Here is a 3,887-nt window from a genome sequence, read left to right on the forward strand (position 1 = left end):
GCAATTGACTTTTTTGGAAATTTTAACGAAAAATACTTGTGATGAAAGTAACAATGTGTGAAAATCATTTATTCTAAGTTTTATGCAACACTAGTGATCTGTGATATTTAAAGTACTAGCCGGAATGTTTATTTTTATAATAGTAGTCGGCCTTTATGTTACTCTTTTCAGAGCTAATGGTTCATTACAATTTGAACCTGCCGGCTTTACCTTTTTTCAATTTCAAAGAAATCCTATTACCGATGAGGTATTGGAGCGTGCTGCTTTATTTGCTGTTCCAATATTCTCGCTTATCCATGTTTATGTATTACTGAAAGGAAGTCAGCTTTTCGACAAACTCTATGAAGGATATACACCCTTCTCTCCAGATGAACTTAAAGAAGATAAGTTATATCATGATCGGATTTGATGCTGTCACCCCTATCATCTATTCCGGTTTAGTAACTCTTCTTGCAGAAGATGCAAGCTACTTCTTCTTCTCTCTAAGCAGTTACTTTGTGATCGGACTGATCCTCTACGTTGCTGCTGAAATATTTAATTATGGTATCGAACTACAGACACTATCAGATGAGACAGTTTAAAGGAGGTTTTATTTCATGCCAATTATAGTTAGATTAGACCGAGTTATGGCTGACCGGAAAATTCTCCTTAAGGATCTGGCAGAAGAAGTCGGTATCTCCAACGTGAATTTATCCAAGCTGAAGACAGGAAAGGCTGCAGCTGTCCGTTTCTCGACTCTAGAGGCACTATGCAAAGCGCTGAACTGTCAGCCTGGTGATATCCTGGAATATGAAAGTAATGAATGAGCATCTGGAAAAGCCGATAATATCTGGTATACTATAGATAAATAAGGATTGTGACTAGTTCGACTAGGCAAAACCTGAATAACTGACCGACGAGACGAGTGTCTTAGCCGGTGGTTATTCAGGTTTTCTTTTTAGATATTGTTTGGTACTAGTGACACATAAATCAAGGAGGACAATAAAGTGGATAGACATTATGTATTCTTAGATGTGGACGGGACATTGGTTACCTATGAAAATAAGCTGCCGGAAAGTGCAGTCACGGCAATTAAACTCGCTCAAAAAAACGGCCATAAAATATATACAGTCACTGGACGCAGCAAAGCTGAGATGTACGAAGAAATACTGGCTATAGGTTTTGACGGATACATTGGCGGAAACGGCAGTTATATCGAGAGTGACGGAAAAGTCATTGCTGAACGCAGTCTCACCTACGATGGCTGCAGAAAGATCGTAGATTGGCTGCATGGCAAAGGACTTGAATTTTACCTGGAAAGTAATGAAGGATTGTATGGCAGTGAATACTTTGCAGAGAAAGCCCAGAAGACTATTCAAATATACAGTGCCCGCAAAGGTAAGGAAGACGCCGACCGCTTAACTATAAAAGACGTCTTCCCGGAAATGATTTTTGGTGAAGACCTGTATCGTGAAAAGGTAAATAAAATCAGTTTTCTTCTGGATCATTACAATGATTATCTGGAAGCTAGAGAAGTGTTCAGTGACTTTAAAGTAGGAACCTGGGGCGGTGCAGGAGAAACTGCTTTGTTTGGAGATGTTGCCTTGGAAAATATTGATAAACAGACAGCTTTAGATTTACTTATGACCCATTTAAAGAAATCGAACAAACACACCATTGCCTTTGGAGATGCAAAAGTGGATATTCCGATGCTCGAATACTGCACAACGGGTGTCGCTTTGGGCAACGGTGGACCTGAGATCAAAGAAATGGCCGACTATATCACAGATGATGTAGAAAACGACGGATTGTACAATGCCTTCAAGCACTTTGGATTGATTTAGGATAATTGTGAGTACTTATAGAAGAAGTAATACATTCATTTACTCTCTTATAAGTCACTGTTAAATATACCAAACACAATACCATATCTCTTACTGTTGTTCCTCTTATTATTATTCTCGATATAATAGATCAAAAAAAACTCCTCTATACAAAATGAGGAGTTTTTTCGTATTAGTATATATCTTTTATATCCAAGTACTGACAGTAACTATCTTGCACTTCCTTCTATCATTCAGCTTCCCATGATTCGAATCTGTACATTGCACCGTAACGTTCAAGAATTCCCATGAATGCTTCTTCACCCTCATCAGGAATGGGTATAAAAATCGGTATCATCGTTCCATCTCTAAACACGCCAAATTCATCTTCCGGTAAGGAAATGCTCTGGTTCTCAAATACGACATTTCCTGTCTCATCTTCAAGTGTAAACCCAAATTCGATATTCTTGTAATCCATCCCTGTCCTGTTCATGAGTAAGAATATACCTTCCCAGTTATCTTCTTCGACATTCTGCTGTGCAACTCCAGTCCAGAAAATCGTCACATCATTGGCTATTGATTCAGCCTGGGCAAGATCAAGGACATTCTCGACCTGCAATAGGGCTAAGCTAATGTCTTCATCTTCTAGATTCTCAGGTATCACATATTCCAGCTCTGGACTATTCTCTTCCCATTCTCCGGACCTGCTTTGCCCATTCTCAGACTCCATTAATATATACTCCGGACGATAGCCGGCTTCGTAGCCTTCAGGATCTCTGGAATCTGGGTTTTCTCCTGGAATATCATACATGACATTGCTTATATAGGTTGTTTCTTGACGACTGTCACTTAATTCCTCTATTACACCTAGCTGACTAACATCTAGTTCAACATACACGGGCATGACAGTATTAGGTTCCAGCACGCCAAAATGTTCTTGGTCAAGATAGATCTGCTTGTTTTCAAAAATTGTCGTATCATCAGTAACAACAGAAAGTGTCAGACCTATATTCGTCATGGTTTCCTGAGACCGGTTTGAAAGCAGAAAGACCACGTACAATAGGCTTGTCTCATCTGTCAGGAACAGACCTGAATATTGAGCACGGACTTCCCCATCCTCTCCTAATTCGCCTGTCACTGACTCCTCAACCAACCCTTTCAATAATGAAAGGACTTCATCATTCTCGGCAGAGAGTCCACTGGCTTCATCTGATATCTGCAGAACAAAAGCCATTTCTTCTCCCTGTTCCACTTCTTCTGTGTCCACTGAATCATCTGTGACAGGGGCCACTTCACCTTCACTCTCGTCGTCTTCTGTGTCAACCGGTTCCTCAATGTCTTCTGAAACCACTTCGTCATCAGCAGAAGACGGAACCTCCCCGTTATCACAGCCTGCCATTATGAGCAGTGCTATCCCCACTAACCATAATTTCTTCATTCTTTTTCTCTCCCTTATCTTTTGTAAACTTTTATAGGGATACATTACCTTATTGCCTTCAAAATTACAGCTGATATGCTCATCTTCACTGGTTCCAGCTCTTATTTAGGTTCAAGATGGTTATGTTCATACAAAAAAAGACACCACAGTTAAGTGATATCTTTATCTAAGCCACTTGCCGGGCTTGAACCGGCGACCTCATCCTTACCATGGATGCGCTCTACCTGCTGAGCTAAAGCGGCGTATATGTGTTTTATTTCAAAAAAAAACTCCGCAAGCAGGGCTCGAACCTGCGACAACACGATTAACAGTCGTGCGCTCTACCAACTGAGCTATTGCGGAATAATTAATGCTATTATAACAAAAAAAGAGCTGCACGGCAACGTACTGCTTTCACAAAGGGAAACCCTTCACTATCCTCGGCGCTGGGAAGCTTAACGGCTGTGTTCGGAATGGGAACAGGTGGATCCTTCCCGCCATCGTCACCGCACAGTGACTCTTTTATTAAACTCGAGAACCTTGTTCTCTCAAAACTAGACAGCTGATCAACACGAAACAACACCACTTACCCTTAAGACACGTCAGTCCAGTTTCGCTCGGCAGATGATTCCGCCTCGCTATACTTTCTTTCTTGTGGTTAAGTCCTC

The 3,887-nt window shown here is 40.9% G+C and carries 5 protein-coding genes, 2 tRNA genes and 1 rRNA gene; 4 read left to right on the forward strand and 4 right to left on the reverse strand.

Going from position 1 to position 3,887, the window contains the following annotated elements:
• The first annotated feature begins 100 nt into the window (after positions 1-100).
• The 4 genes from ABFX15_RS08410 (at position 101) to ABFX15_RS08425 (ending at position 1,823) form a co-directional block, all read left to right on the forward strand.
• Positions 101-409 (forward strand): hypothetical protein, encoded by a 309-nt coding sequence (locus ABFX15_RS08410; protein ID WP_346025005.1) that lies wholly within the window; start codon positions 101-103, stop codon positions 407-409.
• The gene (locus ABFX15_RS08415; RefSeq protein WP_346025006.1) at positions 396-581 is read left to right on the forward strand and encodes a hypothetical protein; all 186 of its coding nucleotides are present in this window, start codon (positions 396-398) and stop codon (positions 579-581) included. The genes ABFX15_RS08410 and ABFX15_RS08415 overlap by 14 nt, the downstream gene beginning before the upstream one ends.
• Before the next feature lie 15 nt (positions 582-596).
• Positions 597-806, forward strand: coding sequence for a helix-turn-helix domain-containing protein (locus ABFX15_RS08420; protein ID WP_346025007.1), 210 nt, complete (start codon positions 597-599; stop codon positions 804-806).
• A 180-nt stretch (positions 807-986) separates the two neighbouring features.
• Positions 987-1,823 carry an HAD family hydrolase gene (locus ABFX15_RS08425; RefSeq protein ID WP_346025008.1) on the forward strand — a complete coding sequence of 279 codons (837 nt, stop codon included), beginning with the start codon at positions 987-989 and terminating at the stop codon, positions 1,821-1,823.
• Between the two features lie 229 nt (positions 1,824-2,052).
• Here the strand turns inward: ABFX15_RS08425 and ABFX15_RS08430 are convergent, their stop codons facing one another.
• The 4 genes from ABFX15_RS08430 to rrf form a co-directional block, all read right to left on the reverse strand.
• A complete protein-coding gene (locus ABFX15_RS08430) occupies positions 2,053-3,240 on the reverse strand; it encodes a hypothetical protein (RefSeq protein WP_346025009.1) in 1,188 nt (395 codons plus the stop codon).
• A 169-nt stretch (positions 3,241-3,409) separates the two neighbouring features.
• Positions 3,410-3,482, reverse strand: a tRNA-Thr gene (locus ABFX15_RS08435).
• A gap of 27 nt (positions 3,483-3,509) precedes the next feature.
• Positions 3,510-3,582 (reverse strand) — tRNA-Asn (locus tag ABFX15_RS08440).
• Between the two features lie 32 nt (positions 3,583-3,614).
• Positions 3,615-3,730, reverse strand: a 5S ribosomal RNA gene (rrf, locus tag ABFX15_RS08445).
• Between the last annotated feature and the right edge of the window lie 157 nt (positions 3,731-3,887).

The organism is Alkalibacterium indicireducens (assembly GCF_039522005.1).
In the GTDB taxonomy this organism is placed as follows: domain Bacteria; phylum Bacillota; class Bacilli; order Lactobacillales; family Carnobacteriaceae_A; genus Alkalibacterium; species Alkalibacterium indicireducens.